Here is a 21,743-nt window from a genome sequence, read left to right on the forward strand (position 1 = left end):
GAGCTTGTAGCTCGTATCCAACTTAACTTAAATTATATCAATTTCTAACAAACCCCTTTCTCCAGAAAAATCTATTGTACTACTATACTTCCAATGGTAATCTTCTGTTACAAAGCCTGCCTCAACTGGATTGTTGTGTCTCGAAAATTATGAAAGTTTAGGATTGCGACTTTCTAGATTTTAAAACTATGGCTTTTTTATATTGGTACGAGTTAAAAACTCGCACCAGCACAATTTATCTAATTGCAATCCGCTCGGACTAGCAGGAGGGCCATAAAAGCCAGGCTAATCAAGCTCGAAGTGTTAGAAAAGTAAAAAGCCCGGCACAAGAGCCAGGCTAAGATATTTTAATGCACAAGTCAGCCAGTAACACTAATCTGCCCACGAAGACTTGCGCTAGGAAGGAGCTAAAGATATCTAACTAGATAACAAATTCATCAAAAAGTGCATCAAGAAACTCACTTAATTCAGGAAAACTATCATAAATACTTATTTTACCTCTATCAAAATTCTGCTTCAAATAAGTGATGCCTAAAGAAGTTATGTTATAATCAATATTAACATTACCACTAATATCCTTGATTATTAATCCATTATTTATCATTTCTTCTTTTAATTCTATATCGGATAAAATTCCAAATTTCCAATGTAGCACTCTTCTTAAAGAATAACTATTTTTAAAATTATCATTCTTACCTAAAAGCGCCAAAACAATAAATATATCTATTCTAAAATCTCCCATAAATTTAGTGTCTTGATGTTGCTTCCTTCATTGATTGAGCATCTCCAGCTTCAATAGCTTCCTTGGTATAGAGTTTTGATTGGTAATCTCTGTGATACATCCCCTGTTCTTTCAATGTTGCTGTATGTGCCGCCTCTTGAGCTTCAACCTGTGTCATTCCCTTTTTCATATATGCTTTTTGTAATTCAATTTCTCTAAGTTCATGCTTTGCAAAATTTATATCAATCTCTGTAGCCTTCATAGTTTTCTTTGCAATTTTTTCCATTCTAGCTAGCATGATGGTATTTTCAGCCCTATATCCAAACTGCTCTAAATGTGTACTTACTGCCTCTAGTGTTTTGACACTTATCCTGAATACACCAGACATAAATCTAGCTTTAGCTGCAGTTTTCAATACACTAAATGCTTCCCCTCCAACATATGATGTTAATAATCCTTCCCCAAATGTTGTTATATATTTAGTTCTAGAATACGTATTTCCCTTAAGAACTTCTTTATCTAGATTGTCAACCATTGCATCAAGCTTGGGAGTATGCGGCTTATAAATTTCACTAACTGGTGAGGAAGAAAGAGCAACTTCTTCTAAGAATAATACTCCTTGTTTATAAGTATCTGCTTTGTAAACGTCAGCAGAAATAAACTTCCAAAGACCTTTAACAAAATAATCAGTTCCATCAGCGATCCCTGTTAAAACAGGATATTTTTTCCGCAACTCAACTTGTGGATTTGCAATCTCCAATCCATCCAAATCTATCCCAAATATTGGACTGTTTGAGGCAAACTGATAAGGTGTTAGCTCTGGATACTTTGCAGTAATCGGATCCACGCTCAAAAACTTCCCAATCCTCGGGTCATAAATCCGCATCCCGTAATCCTGCTGGTTGCCTGCTCCTTTTACCTCATTATCGTTCTCCTTACCGTTAAAACCATAACGGTAAGCCTGTGCGCCTGGGTTTGTAAAATCGCGTCCGTTCATCTGCCCACCAAAAGCATAATAATCGTTACTGTTAATGACATCGGGTTCGTAGGTACTGCCGGTTTGTAAACGGTTATCGCTCACTACGGCCATTACGTTACCCAGGTGGTTACTTAACTCAAAGAACTTAAGGCCATAGCTGTTCCAAATGCTGCTGCCATTGGCTGTTGCTAAATTAAGGTTTGGCTTCCACATTCCCAAACGACTGCTGCCATACAATTGTTGCTCGCGCCAGTTGCTGGTATTGCCGGTATTATCGTACACGGCCAAACTGTTGCCCTGGGCATCGCGTACATAATAGGTGGTAATGCCATTGTACAGCTTGCTTACCCGGTTGCCTGATGGATCATAAGTATAGTTAATGCCACCGCTATTTTTGCTGATGCTTTTGATTTTGCCATAAACACTCCAATCGATGTTGCTGATGCCTTCGGCAGCATCAGTTTTTAAGTTGCCTATTTCATCATAGGTATAACTGTTGTTGCCTATATCGTTTCCATTGGTTACCCCTACGGCATCGTTTACTGCGGCAAGGCGGTTATTTATCAGCTTACCTGCGCCATCGCGGTTATAGGTATAACCCAGGTTATCCATGGTGTTTCCGCCCTGGTTATTGCGCTGCAGGTTTAAAATATTACCATTACCATCGTAGCTAAAGCTTTCTTTAAATTTATCGTTGGCACTGCCAAAGTTCCAATTACCTGTGCCAATATCGTGCTGCCGCACATTTTTAATGCGGTTCAACTGATCGTAGCCATAGCTATAACCCACTGTTGCATCATTGTTTATTTTGGCAATGCTGTAGGTACTGTTGCTAATGTTTCCATTAAATAATGGGCGGCCAGTGAGATCGCCATTTGCCCCCACATAAGTATGGGCAAAGGCACCATTGCCACCTATTGGGCTATAATCGCCATTATAATACCCTAAGCTATAGGCCAAGGCATCTTTTGCAATGGTGGCGTTTTGAGGCTGTGCAGCATCGCCTCCCATTTCGATGGTTGGATCTAATTTGGTTCCGTTTACGCCTTTTAACCAGCCCTGTAAGGTATAGGCATAATCCAGCCCCTGTACCTTTTCGGTATTGCGGCCAAGTTCTATCCTGGCCAGCGGACCGTGCAGGTAGTACTGGTAACTGGCATCCATGCGGCGGCTAGGATCGGTTAAGGTACTGCCAAAACCGTAATTTACCACATTGGCCTGTGTACTGCTCCATGCCGAAGTTAAGCGGTTATCGGCATCGTATTTATATTGGTAATAAAAGGCATCGTTCTGGCCGTGCTGGTAGGCTAGAAAATTAACTTTGCCACTAATTAAATCGTATTCGTAATTTAAAGTTTTTAGTCCAAGCCCGTTAATCTGTTGGTATAGTGTTTTTACATTACCGCTTACATCGTAACTGTAATAGCTTGCATTAATGGCAGATGTTCCTGTAGTTTCGCGGTATACACTGGCCGATACACGTTTACGCTGGTTATCCTGGCTTAAGTTGGTTAATACTCCGTTATCACTTATTAATCCATCATAATAGGTTTTGGTAATCTGCGTATTACTGCCCAGGTTTAAAAAATTACGGTAAAAAGTATTGTCTACATAAGCAGGTTCGGTTAAGCCACTGCTTGCCGTATTTTTTTGCCCCACTTCTCTTATCCTGCCCAATGCATCGTAATCGGTATAACTAAAATTATTACCAGCGGCCTGTTTTGCATTTTGAGAAATGACCAGGCGGCTTAAATAATCGTACCAGAACTTGCTCGTACCCGCATCAGGCGTGTACTGTTTTACCACCTGATTGGTCGCATTATAGGCATAAGTAGTGGTTAACTTATGTAGCGGATAGGTTCCGTTAAACTGGGTTTCTAAAGTACTGTTTTCGGCAATGGTGGTGGGTCCGCCCGCTGCAGGTATATTAAAGCGGTACCAGGCAAGGGCAGTACCATCGGCAACGGCAAAACAAGGGCTTTCTGCATTGGCCGTAATTTCGCCTGCTGCCATTAAACGTCCCGAATAAATCCTAAAGTGTTTTAAATTGGTAAAATTGCGCGGCATATTAATCGGGTTGCTCGAAATGGTCCAACCGCAACCAGCAGATGGAGCGCCTGCAACAGGCGCATAGGCTTTTCCGTTTACCCAGATCTGTAAAGCACCCTGCGCGAGGTCTGTGCCTTGTACCACCACATGTGTCCAAGGTGATAGTGGTAAAATATCGCTTACATTGGCCGTAACATGGTTACTTAATACTATGCTAACATTATCCGGCGCAGTTTGGTTTAAGGTGAAAATATCTACATTAACCAGGTTGCCGTTTACACAAGCCTGCAGCATGTATTTCATATCGGGTGTAGCGGCAACAAACTGTTTGCCCCCATCCGCATCGGTATGCAGCCACATTTCTACGGCCGTATTGCCATGCCCCTGTAAAGTATTGCTAAGGGTTTGTAAAGCGGTATTCTGATCAGCTTCGCTCACCGGACCATTGTAATTACAATCTTCAGGCTGTGCTTTCCTGCCCCGTTGTACCAGTTCTACTTCGTTATCGGTTAAAAGCGTTACCCCTTCTGGTGGCACCGTACGGATCAGGTTACCTGCCAGATCGTAATAATATAGAGTATAATGGTAAGTTTGCTGCGATGCCTTTAATGTTACATTGGCTTTTGCAGCCGCGCAGGTATTGATATAGGCATTAACAAACTTTCTTTTTTCTTCGTTAATATAAGTTGTGTATTGCTCATGCCCAATTCCATAAGCCTGATCGATCAATGTTTTTACACAGGCCATAGGATCGATAGGTGCGGCAACATAAGGCGGCTCGTTACATAACAAATCGCGGCTACTGCTGGCATAAACCTCGTAATCGTGATAAGATAAAAAGAAACCAAATTTCTGATTTAAATAATTACTAAAAATGGTTTCGTAATTGGCAGATGAAGGACTTAAAGCATTGCCGAACGCAGCATTTAAACCTGATATTGCTGAGTTATAGGCATTTCTATCTATACAGCCAGTTGCTGCGCCATCTAAGAAAACCGGAAGTTTAATATCGTAATCCAATAAATGTTTACAATTGGTGCAACCTTTTATCAAAGTATTCAGCTCCGCCTCGGTTAAGGTCATGGCCGTTCCGTATTGTGCTACCAGGGTATTGTAAAAACCAGAAGTACCATAACCGGAGAGGTTGCTTAATTTATTACAAATCGCATCTGTTGTTGCAGAAATGGAGATTTGGGTAGGTTGCTGTTTAACCTCGTGTGGATACGGCGAATCGATTAACCATGGGTTAAGCAGGTCGGTAAAAGTGGTAAAACCTAAAGGCGCTAAAGTGTATTTAATTACATCGCCAAAGTTGGTAGCAGGCTGCCCATTTATCATGATGCTCTGATCGGCAGGTAAACTGCTGGCACCAAAGGGATGTTCTAAATCGCCACCTTTTGTACATAAGGCGATTAAATTAGTTCTTAATTCATCTATTTTTGAGGTATAGTTTCCAGCTTCCAAACCTTTTCTTAAACGTTGTATCCAACCATCGGCACTACCTGTACATGAAGTATTGATCTGGCTGGTTAAAGCTGCCTTTTGCTCTGCTACATACTGTGCATCGGTTAAACCAGTTTTAGGCGCTGTAATATCAGGATCGAACCTGCTTGTTTTTTCTGCATAAATGGCTGGGCAATTAGCTGGATTCGGTGCAGCAGTACAAAAGGTAGCACCCGTAATTGTGTTTTGGTTGATATAGGACTTTTGGTAGGGATTACAATTTTGCACCTGTATATAATAGGTAGAGTCGTAAAAATAAGTAGCAGCGTTTTGTCCGTTTGGAACCGATATGACTACTGATTCGTATGTACTCGAAAAGTCGTGATCTATCCTGAAATTTACAGTAACCTGCACATCCATATGGAAAGTAACCGGATTACCATTTTGATCGACCAGTTCGACAGTTGTTTTCCTTGGATTGTGAAAATAATATCCATAACAATCTATATACTTTGAAATAATACCATCGTAGTTGACGTTATCGCTTATTCTTGCGCAAACGGTAACCGTGTTTGAAACACGCATGGCGCTTTCAGTTTGCAAAGCACTGCTTTTCATTGCCATCGATGATGTAGAAACCGGCTCTGGTTGATATTTAGCTACCCAAACATTTCTGTATATCCTGTAACTTCCCTTCTCATTCTGTACTGCGAAATAAGGTTTAAATTCATATTCACCAAACTGATTTGGTGTATCCGATTCGGCACTAATGTCATTACTTTTTCGGGCGGCACTTTTATTGGTTTCACTAAGCTCAACTGTTCTAACGCTATAGATGTTATTGCTGTCGAAATCGGCCAAAACCTGCTGCTCGGCCGAATTGTTTGCCATTAACTGCTGGGTAACTTCGCAGGGCGGTTGCTCAAGGTTATTGGTGGTATTTGCTTCAACGGCTTTAAAAAGCGCAGTGGGCTGCTGATCACATGGATTGCCACCACCACCGCCACCGCCGCTACCTCCAATATAAGTATTACAGATACTTACCCAAACATTGTTAAACACAAAGCTAGAGCCCCCGTAATACACAGTATAGCAATTGTAAAAAGTCAGGTCGCTGTTATATAAACCTCCGTTACAACCTACTTGAGGTGAATTGGATTCATCATAACCTTCGTAAAAATTATAATCGTATCGATATGGCGAAGAAATAGCATAATACTGGCTTACGCCATAACTACCATCAGCTACCAAACTGCCTTCAACACCACAACTAACAGGTATGCTTTCAACACAAGTTGTTTCCCACACATTGGTATACCTTATAGGTTCAACTCCAGGCATACTTACCTCCATACAAGGATAAAACTGTCTGCTGCTTAAATTGCTGCAATTAACTGCAGGTGGAGAATTAACTGTGCCAGGAATGTAGGTATAAGTAATTTGCTGATTATTGATATAATCAAATACCCTAAAACTATTGGAAGAGAGTTGTTGAGTGGAGCCCAGGAGTTGTCTGGAAGAACAATCGCCGTTATTAGTATAATCATAATCGGTAGCTACCGGTTTCCCAATTGGACAAGTAACAGAAGGATCGCAGGTTTCGATATTTCTAAGTATCTCTATATATTTTGCTTTAAGTTCAAGATAGTAATCACGATAAAACTGCCATTCTCGGTTTTCTACTCTACACGCATCGTTAGGATTACAGGTATTCCAGTTCTGTGCTGTTGTATTAACCCCAAGATTGGTTGTACCGGTTGTATCTGAGCAATAAAGTACAAAATCAATAAAAGCATAGATATTTTTAACGGCAACATCCATTCGGCCTGTTTTTACCACACTAAAATTGGTGAGGTCGAACTCCATACTACTTTTGTACGAGCTATGGGCAGGATCGGTAAAAAAAGGATCGGAATTGAGCAACCAGTTTATCGCATTGTTGCGGTGATAACCAATTGCCGCAGCGGTTTCTATCTCCTTTAAACTATCATCCCATCTTTTCTCACCAGAGTGATTGATACAAAACTGCAGTTTACAATATTCAGGGTGAAAACGTAAAAACTGTGCTGCCCATTCGGGTTTCCAGTACCTCACCAGATCGGATAGGGTAAATGATGCATCATAAGGAGAGGTAATGCTACCATCTTCCCTGGTTACAGCATTATTGGTATATTTAGGATCAGCACTATCCAGGTTATCAAATGCACCATGTTTAAAATAAAGCTGTAATACATTGGTAGCCGTTTCTAAAAGATTACCTGATTGATCGACCATGGCATATTGCCCACCAGGGGAAACGTCCAATAACATAGGATTCTGGTACTCATCACAAGGAGAAGTATTTCCGCAACCAGCTTCAAGCGCAGCCACCTTGGTTAGAAGATCATCATAAGTACCAGAAATAAAATCCTGATAAGGAGCTGGAGCTTCGCCCAACTGATTGAGCTTAGCGATAAACATCGCAGTAAAGTCTGTTTTACTGCCCAGTTTTGCTCTTGCTGTTTTACAGTCAGAAAAGCAATCCTGAAAACGGCTCTCAGTCAGATATTTCAATACAAAATCAGCCTGTTTCTTAAGGTGCAGTCCTTCTTGTCCTTTTCTAACATACTCATCAGTAAAATAATTGATAACCCGTTCGCTGAGGTTAAAATTAAAAGTGATATAATATTCGCCTATTTGGTTAAAAGCTGTTTCTATCGTACTAGCGTAAATGCCAGCATCATCACAGTTTGAAGTTTCAGCACCAATTTTTACAGGGGTAGCGGTACTATACACAATCACGTTACAATTATCGCGAATGGTTATGCCCAGTTCATAATAACAATTGCTGCAGGGTTTAAAAGCATTACCGGGATATTCTGAGATCAATTTTTCAATATCATACTTTAAAGTAACTGGGCCTGGTACTGATGCGGTGTAGGTTGTTGTTGCATTTAAACTTAAACGACTGGCATCAAAACTAAACTGTTCAGGTTTTAATATCTTCATGCTTATCTCCCGGGCATCGGGTTTATTATCTAAACCCGAAACATTGCCAGGTGTATTGCCCGTTAATGCTGTTGCTATAGTTTTACCACTTGCATTAAGGTAGCTGATACTGATCTGCCCATTAGGGTCGACCACCATATTTTTAAGATAATGCTCGGCAAAACCTACATCATTACCAAACAGTCTATCCAATTCCCATTGCTCTGGTTTCGAATAAAAATACTGGGTAGTATGTTTTTCAGGATTTCCTGGTTGAAAGGTATAACCAACACCGCCCTGCAATTTTATACGTCCGGTATTATCAGGTGTATATTGTGTTACCGATAAAGGGTAACCACCGGCATCTGGAATATACTGATTAAAGGATGTTAGGTTTTTAAACTGGTTTTGCGGAGAGTAATATCGTGATGCTCCGGATGCTATATTTAAGGCCCCGGGTAAAGGTTCGCAGGTAGCAGCATTTAAGTCTGCATAGCTATAAGGAACATTATTTGCATTTCTGTTAAAAGATGGAAAATAATGTAAGGCTTGGTTGTTTGTACTTTCTCTAACAGGAGCAGGTAAAATACTGGCAGCAGCACGTCCAAACTGATCATAAACATTTTCCTGTACTACCGCTACATCATCACTGTTATTAAGGGTTACGGTTTGGCGTCCTCTTAGCGATCCATCAAAATAACTGACTACTTCTTTCTTTTTACCTTCTTCGGCATAAGTGGCAGAATATTGCCAGTTTAAATTTTCCTGATGCCAGCTTGGCTCCCATATCGCATAAGTATTGTTATCTTCCTGTTTATAAAACCAATCTCCAGTATTTCTAAGTCCATCTGCCGTGTATTGCACCTGCCGCATCCTTACCAGGATATACTTGGCATTATACAATAACGAAATGGCATAGTTATTTTCGTGCGTGGTTATTCGAGTGGCATTGTTTCTAAATATTGCTGCAATATCATCATTTGAATATGTTCCACTATTAATTTTTAGGGCATCTGCTATGGTTTCCCATTCCGATCCACTGTCAATGCCCACCCATTCTATATCGTATTCTTCTGCACCTGGTATTAAAGACCAGCTCAGCTTTAATTGATTATCCTGAACACTTCCATTACTTAACCGTTGCACCCCACGTATTTTCGATACATCCCCTTGCTGACCATTAATACCCAAAAACAGATAGGGTTTAAAGGCATATTTACGATCGATATTGATCATGCTGCTTAACTGCAATATTGGCGGCAATTGAGTACCAAATTCAGGGCTATTTATCGAAACAACATAAACTTTTACATAATAACCATTCTGAAAGCTATAAGTATCAATGCCCTTATAAACCGCTCCGGTTTTTTTATCGTAATTTACCTTAAGTTCTACGTCTTCAATTTTGGTTGCTGCTATTTGTTCTGGTGAACTAAAATATTCGACCCTGATTTTTAAGCTGCAACTAAAAGACTGGCTAATGGCCTCTTCATCTAAAACCTGTAAGTTAATGGAATTTTTAACCGAAATATTTGTAATATCGGCCCAGTTAAACGATGTGTTTTTAAATTTTTCATCTTTCACCAATAACGAGTCGCCTACCTTAATGTTGCCCTTTAAGAAGTTTTGATAGGGTTCTACCGCTGCAAATGCATATTGTTGCAGCAATACCAATAAAGAAACCACAAAAATAAAACGGAGCGTTTTTAACATAACTGTAAATTATTTCTTAATAAAATCTTGTTTTAATTAGGCGCAATTACCTAATTATCCTCGTTTTCTTCAGTTTGAAACAATACGCTGCAATGCATATTAACATTCCAAAAACTGCTTTTTTTTTAACATTAAGGTCAGCCTATTGGCCCACCGCTATCACCTCGTAACCACTGTAAGCATTAACAGCCTTAAATCCTTTGCCTGTTTTTGTAACCATTCTTTCAATAGAAAGCATGGCATCCTCATTGATATTACTGTTTTCTGAATATTTCATTGAAATGGTTTTATCCATTTTAGGATTTAGTGGATCATCCAGATTGCTTAGTCTAATCAGAACTTCAGTTGGTTTGAATGTTTCACTGTTAAAAGTGATGCTGTATTCTTTACAGGTAACATGATGAGGATTGATCAATGCTATTTTCCGTAAGCCTTCAGGTGCTGGCATTTCGACAACATGATATCTTTCTTCCCGTAAATGTTCTACCAGTTTTTCCAATTGCGGAAACATTAACTGGGGACTAATACGCTTATGAGATGAAATCATAATCTTTTTCTGCAGCCCATCTGTTTGCACGCAATAAGATCTGGTATTTAGCATTTCTACCAAATTCAGCTTATAATAAAAGTTACTGTCTCTCTTTACAAAACAATAAGCTGCATTGTTAACATTCACTGAGCTATCATTACCGTCGTGAACACTTAATGTTCCTGAAATAAAAAGTCGATCAGCATTAAAATCAATTGCTCTACCAGCCTGGGTAAAGAGTTTTAGTTTTACGGTATCAATACTTATGGTTTCAACTGTATCTTTCAGGTTTACCGTTTTTACAGTTGCTTTATTCGCAATCATTTTTGCACTGGAGTAGGCCACAACCAATAGGGCTAATACACCAACTGATAAAAAGAATATTTTTTTATGGAGTGTTTTCATATTATAGGTTCTTTTTTCTGTACGATGAACGGTTTTCCTTAATGGTAGCAATACCTCTTTCCGTTTCCTTCTTCACGCGCACTAATGATCCTTCATCATCATATTCGTAAAAGGTTGCAAAAGCATTTTCATCAAGTTCGGCCATCAGTTTAAAATTACGGCTGTCGTAGGCGTACGATTTTAAATGAGCATCTTTTGGATGAATCCTGATATCATCAATATAAATTCCATCATAATTAGCTTTTAGCAGGAAGTCCATTTTATGATATCCGCTAACTTGTGTCTTTATCCTGCCTTCCAATAATTTCCATCCTTCTACAACGGCTTTATAGTTTAATTCAACCGGATAGCTGTAACCATAATTGGGAACCTGGTAATAGGCACTTATGTTAACACTCTTATTTGTTGGCTGGTTATCTTTTACCCAAACGTTAAAAATATATTCATTTCCCTGTACCGGTTCAAAACCACGGGGCAGTAAACCATAATTATTGAGCAGGTTAAACTCGCCATTGTTGTTGCGGGTTAGGTATGGCATCGTTTTTTGCTCTTTATTGTGTTTTACAGTAGAAAGTACAATCCCATCTGTTGACAATGCCAAACTGTAATTACCAGAGTGTGATACCGAGTTAGAAATCGACCAGTATAATGGTTGGCCATAGGGCTTCGATACAAATTCCTTAACCACATTGGTATCAGGCACAATAGTATGGCGACCGCGGTCTTCAAAACTATTTACATAGATTTCTCTGTTCCTGGCATTAGAGGCAACTGCTGATGGCAATTCGCCCTTAAAATCAAAACTTGCTGCGCTATATCGGTTTAAGGCATCTTTATTTTCTAGTTCCTGCCCGTATTTATCATATTGGGTAATAATATTGGATGTGATCCATTTGGTCGTTGAAGGGTTTTCGACCATATTATTCCAAAATCCACCAAAATTCCAGTATGAACTAAAAGTTTTAATATAACCAGCATTGGCTGCATTCACTCCTTTCTTACTCAACGTAAAAATATTGTCGTAAGCCCTGTTCTCCTGATATACTTTTTGTGAATTGGGCCGCCAGTTACCTTTTATCCCCTGTATAAAAGGATTGTAAAACGTTTCATAAGTAAAATGCCATGTTTTAACACCATTTATGGTCCTAAAACTTTGTATATCATAGTTATATGCGAGGGAAGATGTTGAAAATATTGTTGCAGGTACATTAGCACTTGAAGCAGATAGCACATTTTGTATGTCATCCCGGTAAATTTCAACACCGATACTTCCTGGATTACCAGACCAGTTGTTGTATGCATTAGGAATATTATATCCTTCAACTTCAATTTTATGAGTTCCCGCAGCTAGATAAATAGGAACAATGGTCCAATATTCATAAGTTTCAGGAAAATTCACAGTTGGTTGCAATACATTATTATCAATGGTAATTTTAATCCTATCATCACCTGCAAAGCCTATGAAATAATATTTACTAACCGGAGCATCAAATGTGGAAGTAAAACCTAAGGGTTCAGCTAAACTTGCCGGAATACTTGTATCAGGCCATATTCCAATATTTATTAATCTGGAGTTTAAATAGCTATTGCTGAAATTATAATAATCCGGATTTCCACATGGAGCATTAAAAAAGTTACCTTCGGCATCACATGGATTATAAAAACGGGATCCGGAACGACCATGCTCAGAATTATATCCAACAATTCTGAAATTGAAAGTGGATGAGGTATTCTCAATACGGTCTGTTACCTGTCCTAAGGCATCAACTGGCCATTCATCATCATAAGTGGTAAGTGATGCAGATAATACCTTCATCTGGCTTAAGTCGCCGTTAATATTTAGTTTATTATTTTTTATCGGATTATTTACCGATACAATACTCTCGGTTCCGGCTGACAGAAGGTTTCTATAGCCAGAATGTACTACCTTGAATTTTTTGGCATCATCGGTTCCGGTGATAGACTTTAATACTTTTCCTCTTCGGTCAATCAATAATTTAGTTGGTTCTAATAATTGAAGATCCAAATACTCAGGATGACTGGGAGAACTATTGACAATTAAAGATCGATTATCAACTACCCAGTAATGCTCTCCAGATGCAATATTAACCAATTCATCTCCCTGTGTAAGTAAACTCCAGTAAGCATCATTAATTTCGTACAGGCTGTTTAAGGAAACATTTTTAAGCACCATCCCTTGGTTCTGATAGGCTCCCCCCATTTTACGGTAAGCCCAATAAGCAGGTAAATTAAGCGAGTAATAATCTTTGTTAAATTCATTCTGCGTTTTGGTCAGCAGCGCTTCTCCAGTTACACCATCATAGGCTACATTTTCTACCGAAATAGAAGAACCATTTTCTTTCTTAACCACATTTTTAATTAACCCATTGGTTTGAATAACCTTCACCGCACATGCTGATCTGAATAGTTTATATTCGTTATTGCTATTAATTGGGAAATGGGGTATTACTATTGGCGCAAAAATGAAGGGTATAACATCAACACCTAGGTTTACAGCCAGGCCAGAATTGTTTGTTTCCTGTTCTCTAAAATCAGTATAAAACTCTATGTCTCTCCCAATAATACCAGAGGTAATATTGCCGTTCTGTTTAACAATACTTACCTTATTATCTAATCTTTTTTCTACAGCATTTTGGTCTTCAACCTGATAATTGTATTCAGTTGAAGATATATCTACTCCAGAATTATTAAATACCCGGTTGGCCTTAGGCTTTCCATGCATATCGTTCAGTTCTATGCAATAGCCTTGAGATAATACCAATTCTTCTATACTGCTGGTTCGAATAAGAGAATAACTACTTTGTGGTTTGGGATTATATTTTTTTAAAGGCAAAATATTAACCCTTACCGGAAAGTCTTTAGCGGTATAAAACTCATTAACAACATACCCGGTTTTAGGAATCTGATCAGGAGGAAGAGCGCCACTTGCATCGAGATCTTTTACAGTTACTTTGCTATAACCAACACTTGGTGCCGGATATAGAGACTCTCCAAAAGGCGCTTCCAATTCGAAATAATTATTAATCGTACCTTTTATTTTCTGAACATAAGGCACCGGCTCTTTTAGGGCATTTTCATCATTACCAATAGATGGTTCATAAGTAGCTACCCCACTGCTTATTTTTTTTCCATTGCCCGATGTAGTGGTGTACTCATAACGCTGCCCATAAATCCCCTTGGGTGCATTTGTGCCAGTTAATACATCCCATTCATCTTTTATAGTAACTTGCTTAACCCTAGCGCCACCACCTAATTTTGCAGATGATGTTAAGCTTATACGTGCGAAAGATTTTCCTGCTTCAACTGTATTACAATAGCCTTTTCGCATTGCCTTTTGGTAAAAATTTTCGCGAAGTTCTTTTAAGTTTCCAGCGGCGTTCATCACTGCACTAACCGCTGCAGCTACTCCTGTGTTCCCATTATCTCCTACCCTGTTTTGGTAACCCGGATATGCAAATTTGGGATATTCATTTTTCATTTTTTGCCAGGCGGCAAAACGGATAGGATTGGTTGCTGGCCCACCCTCGGCTATTTGTTCAAGACTAAGCTTTGCCACACCTGAATTGACCGAAACTGAAGTCACCTTACAATAAGTAGATACAAAATCGACTCCATTATTACTGGAAGGTGCATTTGCTGTACTAACATTAATTTGGGATTTGGTATAGATATAGTCAGATCCATTTAAATATGTGTTCTTGAACCATTGCGTTTGATCTTGCCCTGAAGGCGGAACCGAATCTATATTAAGCTGGATAGCATTCGCATTACTTAAAATTGTACCGTCGGGAAAGCTATAAGGAACCATAACTGCTGCATGCTTGTTTTGCACATAAGCATAATCATCTGCTTCGTATTTAACTTCTATATTCCCACCGGAAGGTAATTCAATATTATTAATATGCCATAAACCTGCAACCTGATCGGCATATGCTTTATCCTGGGTTGCGTAAGGGTATTCCTCATTCGTTAAATTCCCGGGATTAGTCTGATTTTTATAGTTACCCCAACGGTCTGTCATCATTGTTCCGTAAGGAATATCTATACCATTAATCTTTGAGTTATAGCTAAATACATAAGGATGATATTGGCCTTTATGCGTATTTCCATACTCGAACCAAACCTTCTTTAAGGTCAATTTACCACCCCCGCTCGCAATAGAGTTTGGTGTATTTGGACATAAATCATATCCGTATTCGAATTTTACAACTTTAATTGGCTTACTTAAATTCTCTTTAGAATATAAACGGATTTCTTTTAGGCATTTTTGCCTTGTCCCCATATCTAAAGCACCTTTCCAATCTGTTACGCCTAAACCATCAAGCCTGTCTTCTGTGATGAAATAAGCAACTTTAGTTTTTGATTCTATTGAATGTACATAGTAAATTTCCTTTTCACCATATACAATGGATCCCTTATCATCATCAGGATCGGCGAGTAAGGCCCTGTTTAAGCTGCCTTCCGGCACATGCGAATCTCCATTTTTCTTATTGCCAAAAGGAGTGCGCCACTTATATGAATCAATTTTGCTGTAGTTAAACTTAATCCCAGTCCCGTTGTCGTCAAGACTTATTCCATCTCCCGTTTTATCTACATAGTCGGGCGATAAAATTCCGCTAATCAGATAGCTGTAAGCATATGCAGGTTGCGAATCCTTATGATAATAATTATCAAGTCCCTGATTATCATGATTAATTTCATTGCCATTCATAGGCACATCTACTTTACCCGTACCGTTATTTCCAGCATTGTTTACCGCAAATGAAATTTCTTGTTGTCCTTTATTATAAACCGGAGTGCCATATACCATCCGCTGACCAGAGGTATTGGTTACTGTTATTTCAGAGATATGATGCGGCCTATATATCCCTTTGTCCCTATCAACACTCACACGAACAGTCTCCGAATACCGCGGATCAAAATTTTGTCCATCAATAAAACTACAGGTTTCTATCTCTTTGTTAAGACCAGCCTTTGAGGCTTCTAATCCCGTCAGATAAGAAATTGAAGTACTCAGAATTTCACGTTTGTCTTTTTCTATTTTTCCATCAACTGGTAATACATTACTACTAAAATTGTTCACCGTGCTAAAACTTGATGATGCTGTTTTATTTGAAGTTGAAATTGAAAGTGGAGTTGACGCATATATCTTGGATACCATCGCAGTATCTTCAATATTTTTGTCTTCGGCATTCCGAAAGAAAACGTGTTGCCTGGCAGGATCAGTAGTGGCTTCATCCTGAAAATCTCCATTTTTCAAATAATTGTTGTCATTTGTCCATTTTTTCGTCACATTCGAGGTTGATTGATTAAAAACAGTTACACCGCCATGTGCATAAGCGCCAAATCCAATATCTCCCCCAATACTGCGTACTTCAGAATGGTCTGCAACCTCATTATCAAAGTAAGCACCAGTGCCCCCCCTATATAGCCTAAATTGGCCAGAACCTGCCTGGCTGTTATAGGCAAATATATCTGGCGTAGCAATTGGTAAAGCCAGGTTTGGCAATTCGGGAATTACAGGATTATCTTTTTCTCTTATATAATCGTGCAATGCTTTTCTTTGATTTTTTCCGCGCTCGGCATATAAATACCCATATTCAGGGTTCCTGAAATTGCCGCCATTAGAAATATACCTTACACTCTTATAACCTGTTCCACCTGCACTACCATAAACACCAAAAACAGTTCCACCAACATCTACACTAAAAGAGCCATATTCTGTAGTATAAGGTACTTGGAGTTTTGGCATTATCGGCTCTGTATTGTAGGAAATAGACGAGGTACTATTATAACTCATAAAACTCTTACCAAAACTTAACGTTTTCAACCCAGAACGGCTATTATAACCTAAAGAGGAGGTAAAGCCTGCATTTACAATAGCTTTTTCTTCTTTAATGGCGTGAATAGATAAAGATGCATTAGGTGTTACGTCTACGCCCGAAGCTGTGTTTGATAAAATACCAATCCCGAGTCCGGCTGTAAGCTGACCGTCGTTAATCAGTGAAAAAGACATTCCAGCATTTGCGCCAATTTCGGCCCCTATGCCTGTATAATTATCACTAAAAATGCCAAAAGTTAATGAGCCGTTCAACCCGCCTCCTCCTTGTCTAAAAGCTGTGTTTTTACCGAAAAATTCAACTTTAGCTGTTAATTTACCTCCTACTGTTATTTTTTTCTTCGTGTGTTGTTCTGTTACCAGTTCATCTCCGCTCAAATCGTCGGGAATCCCTCTCAATTGCCGGTTAATAGCGCCAACGTTTAAATTCCAACCCAAACCAACCCAACTGGCTTCGTCATCAATCCCTACCCCTGATTGGTAATTTAAATTAATGGGATAACCATCTACATCAATCAAAGGAATGTTGTATTTAAAATCTCCGCTAAATAAATCAACCATATCAGAAACTCCAACAGGCTGAAAAGATTGGGCTTCTGGCTGGGCTGGGCCTGATGTTAGTGCATAAACACTTAAGGGTTGAAAAATTTGTAGCAACCACAGCACCAGCAAAAATTTAGCAATAAATTTGGTCTTATTAATTAAAGTATATCCCATATTATTTGATCGTGAGAACGTATTTTTTTTTATTAATAATTTGATCCTGATAAATCAGTGTATATTCTTTTGACGAAAGGTCTTGGTCGCTGAATCCTACAAGAAACTCATAACTCCCTTTTATGCCATTTACTATGGGCTCCACGTATTCCGGATATAACTTTACATTATTTTTAAGTAGATAAAAACAACTGTCAGAATGGTAAAGAAAAGATTCGGTAATTTTTTCTTTACCACTTTCAGTAAATTTCTGATCAGGGAATACCCTAATCATGAAAGTCCGCATGTGCTCCGTAGATGGCGTTTCTTTTAATTGCGCCATTACATTTAAGTCGACATCTGAACTTTGACCGGCAGGTTTTTTAGTACTACATGAAAGTATCAAACCAAGTAACATTATTATAGTGACTTGTCTCATTCTGTTGTTTGTTTATATAAAAATCTTAAACTTTTCTGACTGCCATCAGGCATTTGAATTTTCATGATATAAGAATAGTTGTCCTCAAATGAAAAATTATGACTCAGATCAATATTGATTTTGTTCTGTCCACGCTTTAACCTCAGCTTAGGAAGGTTTTTTATCTTTTTCGAAGGATTATTAATACATAGCATATTGTATTTTAATTCCTGCTCTCCATAAGAATTAACTAGGGCAAATTTAATCTGGCCATCAGCCACATAATAATTGCCCTTAACCAGATCCTCTATATCCCTATACCCGTAATCAGTTGGTACAACTGCACTAACTGTATCCTGGCAGTTTACTTCGAACGACCAAACATCCGAACGGTTGATTACCGTTTGATCGCGGTAGGCGCTTACCTGCCAGGCATATTTTTTACCGGCCACCAGCTCTTTTGAATTTGGCGGATAAACCAATAAATTGGCCACCACTCCTTTCTGATTCACAATTGGCAGGTTGTAGTTCAGGGCTTCAACGGCGTTCTGTTTATCTTTAATTTCGACCAGCATCACCTGGTAGAGTAATCCATCAACCTTTGGTATGGAAGGTTGCCAGGTAAGCAGTGGCCTTTTTTCGCAGATTTCGTCCTGATCGTAGGGTTCAATCAGATCTAATGGCGCTGGTGGTGTAATTTCGTTGTTAAAGGTTTGATCGATAATAATCTCTTCACTTGAAGAAGCCGAATAAATATTAAATGAATATTCATAATCGCCCTGGGGGAAGTATTGGTTGCGCCTGATAAAGTTTGCCGTTGCATTCTGCGCCATGGCCACGCTGGCTGTGCGGGCCACTCCCGAAGGAATAATGTTATTCCCTGGCACAATGGTAAATACACCCGTTTGTATGGTGGCAATTTTTCCTGCACGTGCTTCCGTTACCGTAATGTTCATCCTTACCGATTTCGCACCTGAAGCATTGTATATCGATGCCCTGAAAAGACCGTTCAAGGTGGTACCATATACCTCTGGAACAAACACAATACTGGTTTGGGCAGACACTACAGTACTTATGGAAATAAATAAAATAAATAATCTTAGTTTAAGCTTGCTCATTGTCTGTCGAGATAATAGTGTATGGATATTTCTCCCCTATTGGTAGAAAAAAGATCTGGATAGGTTGGGGTAATCAGATTTTTACGGATATCTACATAAGCAGAGATATCAAAATGTTTCTTCAGCATAAACTGGATACTTTGTTTAATACCGGCCTGGCGGGCAAGATTTTGGTTATCGAGGTAACTTAATCCGCTCGACATTGAAATGCCTCTGAATAACTGATATTGAAGCGATGCATCTGAGTTGAGCATATTGCCCAATATGGTATTGGTATTCAGTTCGCGGTTATAAAAAAGGTTTCCAGAAAGTGAAAAGTCTTTAAATACCACTGTTTGCACGTAGTTTAACTGCAATAAACTAGAATTGCCCAATGATAAGGGGTTGGCAATTTCCTGCTGCGCCACACTTACATGGCTAAACCCGCGCTGCCCAAACAGTTTATAATTCGAATTGAGATCGAGCTGAAGTTTTTTAGAGGCATATACCGGAGTACTGCCCTGCGATACCTTATCAACACCATTATCAATATATTTTATGCCCAAATTAGCCGACCGGGAAATGCGGAATCTCGAATCGAGCTGAATGTTATGGTTGCTCCAGTGTGAATTGTCTGTCGCACTAATGGGCATGTTTTTAAAATCAGAACGTACAGAAAGTGTCATTTTCTTGTGGAAAAATTCTTTACGGATATTTCCACCAAACCTTAGGTTAAGGTTACCGATTCCCTGTTGCCCAGGATTTTGAAATCCGGAACCCGCATAATTAACAAATACAGTACTCCTGATTCCCAGCTTTTTATCATCGATAGAATGGTTTAACCCAACCGACATGGTTTGCAGAAAATCATCTCTAAAGTAATTACCATTGGTATTTCTATCGATTATTAACTGATCTGGGCCAAAGGCAGCAAGTTCCTTGTATTGTGTAGAAGATTTGGAAACATCGAAAGTAAATGTTCCTGCTTTACTGAACCGAAAGGCCTGACTAACGGTAAATACCATATTATTTCTCGGCAATGCATTTTGAGCTGATCCAAAGCTTCCGTTAAATTGCCGATCGTAAGTACCCACCCATGAAAGCTTGCCCGAACCAAACGAAAAATTGGTAGTGGGCACACTTAAATAACTGTAGAGTTTTGGGATGGCAAAAGTGGACGCATTAAAACTGGCATCTTTTGTTGAATTAAGGTCGCGGTTGGTACTTAACCCCACTGTTACCGGCCCTCTTGGTGTTCTTAAAGACAAATTGAAACCGTTTAAAAAGAGATCGCGGTTTAGAAAACTTCCAGGCAATTGATGCCCGAAATTACCAGCCTGAAACTCGCGGAGCTGGGCATAACCTTTCTGTAGAAAGCCCATATCTTTTCCTTTAGCAAGTTCTGAGACAAAGAAATTTTCGAGTTCTTTTTGCGAGATTTTACCTTGGGCTACTTTTTCCAGCAATTCAAGTTTTTCAGGGTCAAGCCCGCTATCATATACAGACTGTCGTACCTTTTGGATTTCGGTAAACAATTCCTGTTTTTTAGCATTTAATAAGTTTGTAAGCGAATCCTGTCCGTGTTGGCTAAGCTGTTTCCCCCCGCGCTGTGCCTGCTCTTTAATTTCGTTGGTAAATTCATTCAGTTTTCCCTTCAACTCCAATTCATCCATCTTGAGCATGCTTCTTAAATTTTCGGGATTATTTAAATAGGCCTGTAGTTTTGGTGAAGCAGAAAGATTAAGGTTCTTTGCAATCTTATCCTGTATTTTCTTCCGGAGAAAAGACTCAGCGGTTTGCCCGCTCAATACATTCTTGCGCAAGTTCCGGTATTTGTCTATATCGGCCTTAAAAAACTGGTTAAAACTCGGTTTGGGTAAATTGAACTTAAAAAGATTGCCCTGATCGAACCTGAAATCTCTCATGGCCGTATAAGTGTTCGCCAATGAAAGATCAACCGGAATATTATATATTTTCAACTGGCCATAAAAGGTTACATTATTTAACAGGTTTTTACCATTGCCCGGGTTCTGTGTTTTAATGTATTGGGTTTCATTTCCTACAGAAACATCATTAAACTGTATCTTAGAACCTTTTTTGAGTGTGTCTTTTTTTAGGAGTTTAGCAATATCAGATTGTTTTACACGTTCATCTGCTTGGGTTAATATTGATTTTTTGGTCGCCTGTATTTTCCCCATTGCCACTGAATCGAGCTTAGAGAATTTCTTTTTCGCCGATTTCAAGCTATCTGCAACCAGTTCCTTTGTTTTAACATATTGTGAAGAAACACTAACAGATTGTTCTTTAACATTTTTTTTCAGGCTATCCTTACTTAACAATCTGGTTGTAGCCGATTGCCCTGGTTGTGCGCCTGCTTGTAACTTTAATGATTTTTTAGTCTCCTGGATTTTTTGCATAGCCAGCGAATCTAGCTTGGAGAACTTCTTTTTGCCCGATTTCAGACTGTCTATAACAGCCTGCCCTGTTGAAGGAAGTTGCGCGAGAAGCTGCACTGAATGCAGGCAAAAAAATACCAGCACAGTAGCTGTTATTACGGCTTTGTTCATACATTAAATTTAGCATAGCTCTTTATCAAAGGCTTTTCCCTGCATTTAGGGTAAGACAGAAATAGACATTAATAAAGCGTTATTTAGTTTGTTTGGGAGTTTGAGAACTCAATTTCGAATATCATTAAAATAATAGCGGTAAAAAAACAGGCTAAGCCCGATTTCCACAAACAGTACCTTTCAAATGACGAAAGTGACCTAATGTTTGATGAAACTGCCAATATTCAATTCCCATGGTTTCAAAAATCTGGTTAATCTTCTGTCTATTGATCTGATATAATGCGTCTGTAAACTTCATA

General features: G+C 39.0%; 8 protein-coding genes. All 8 read right to left on the reverse strand.

Annotation, left to right across the window (positions count from 1 at the left end):
- Positions 1-421 precede the first annotated feature (421 nt).
- Positions 422-742, reverse strand: coding sequence for a hypothetical protein (locus AC1RJ8_RS21180; protein WP_477635922.1), 321 nt, complete (start codon positions 740-742; stop codon positions 422-424).
- A 4-nt stretch (positions 743-746) separates the two neighbouring features.
- Entirely contained in the window at positions 747-9,872 is a 9,126-nt protein-coding gene (locus AC1RJ8_RS21185) for an RHS repeat-associated core domain-containing protein (protein ID WP_492955531.1), read from the reverse strand.
- 142 nt (positions 9,873-10,014) lie between these two features.
- Entirely contained in the window at positions 10,015-10,806 is a 792-nt protein-coding gene (locus tag AC1RJ8_RS21190; protein ID WP_492955532.1) for a hypothetical protein, read from the reverse strand.
- A 1-nt stretch (position 10,807) separates the two neighbouring features.
- The gene (locus AC1RJ8_RS21195; RefSeq protein ID WP_492955533.1) at positions 10,808-17,383 is read right to left on the reverse strand and encodes a hypothetical protein; all 6,576 of its coding nucleotides are present in this window, start codon (positions 17,381-17,383) and stop codon (positions 10,808-10,810) included.
- A gap of 1 nt (position 17,384) precedes the next feature.
- Complete coding sequence (locus AC1RJ8_RS21200; protein WP_492955534.1) at positions 17,385-17,801, reverse strand: hypothetical protein; 417 nt, start codon at positions 17,799-17,801, stop codon at positions 17,385-17,387.
- Positions 17,798-18,898 carry a DUF928 domain-containing protein gene (locus AC1RJ8_RS21205; protein WP_492955535.1) on the reverse strand — a complete coding sequence of 367 codons (1,101 nt, stop codon included), beginning with the start codon at positions 18,896-18,898 and terminating at the stop codon, positions 17,798-17,800. Before AC1RJ8_RS21205 ends, AC1RJ8_RS21200 begins: the two co-directional genes overlap by 4 nt.
- Complete coding sequence (locus AC1RJ8_RS21210; protein WP_492955536.1) at positions 18,895-21,444, reverse strand: TonB-dependent receptor; 2,550 nt, start codon at positions 21,442-21,444, stop codon at positions 18,895-18,897. The genes AC1RJ8_RS21205 and AC1RJ8_RS21210 overlap by 4 nt, the downstream gene beginning before the upstream one ends.
- A gap of 151 nt (positions 21,445-21,595) precedes the next feature.
- Entirely contained in the window at positions 21,596-21,742 is a 147-nt protein-coding gene (locus tag AC1RJ8_RS21215) for a hypothetical protein (RefSeq protein WP_492955537.1), read from the reverse strand.
- Between the last annotated feature and the right edge of the window lies 1 nt (position 21,743).

Source organism: Pedobacter sp. GW822-FHT03F06 (genome assembly GCF_058801365.1).

Excerpts from the sequence above, each read along its gene's own strand:
- AC1RJ8_RS21180 (WP_477635922.1), bottom strand. The coding sequence starts at position 742 with ATGGGAGATTTTAGAATAGATATATTTATTGTTTTGGCGCTTTTAGGT.
- AC1RJ8_RS21185 (WP_492955531.1), bottom strand. The coding sequence starts at position 9,872 with ATGTTAAAAACGCTCCGTTTTATTTTTGTGGTTTCTTTATTGGTATTG.
- AC1RJ8_RS21190 (WP_492955532.1), bottom strand. The coding sequence starts at position 10,806 with ATGAAAACACTCCATAAAAAAATATTCTTTTTATCAGTTGGTGTATTA.
- AC1RJ8_RS21195 (WP_492955533.1), bottom strand. The coding sequence starts at position 17,383 with ATGGGATATACTTTAATTAATAAGACCAAATTTATTGCTAAATTTTTG.
- AC1RJ8_RS21200 (WP_492955534.1), bottom strand. The coding sequence starts at position 17,801 with ATGAGACAAGTCACTATAATAATGTTACTTGGTTTGATACTTTCATGT.
- AC1RJ8_RS21205 (WP_492955535.1), bottom strand. The coding sequence starts at position 18,898 with ATGAGCAAGCTTAAACTAAGATTATTTATTTTATTTATTTCCATAAGT.
- AC1RJ8_RS21210 (WP_492955536.1), bottom strand. The coding sequence starts at position 21,444 with ATGAACAAAGCCGTAATAACAGCTACTGTGCTGGTATTTTTTTGCCTG.
- AC1RJ8_RS21215 (WP_492955537.1), bottom strand. The coding sequence starts at position 21,742 with ATGAAGTTTACAGACGCATTATATCAGATCAATAGACAGAAGATTAAC.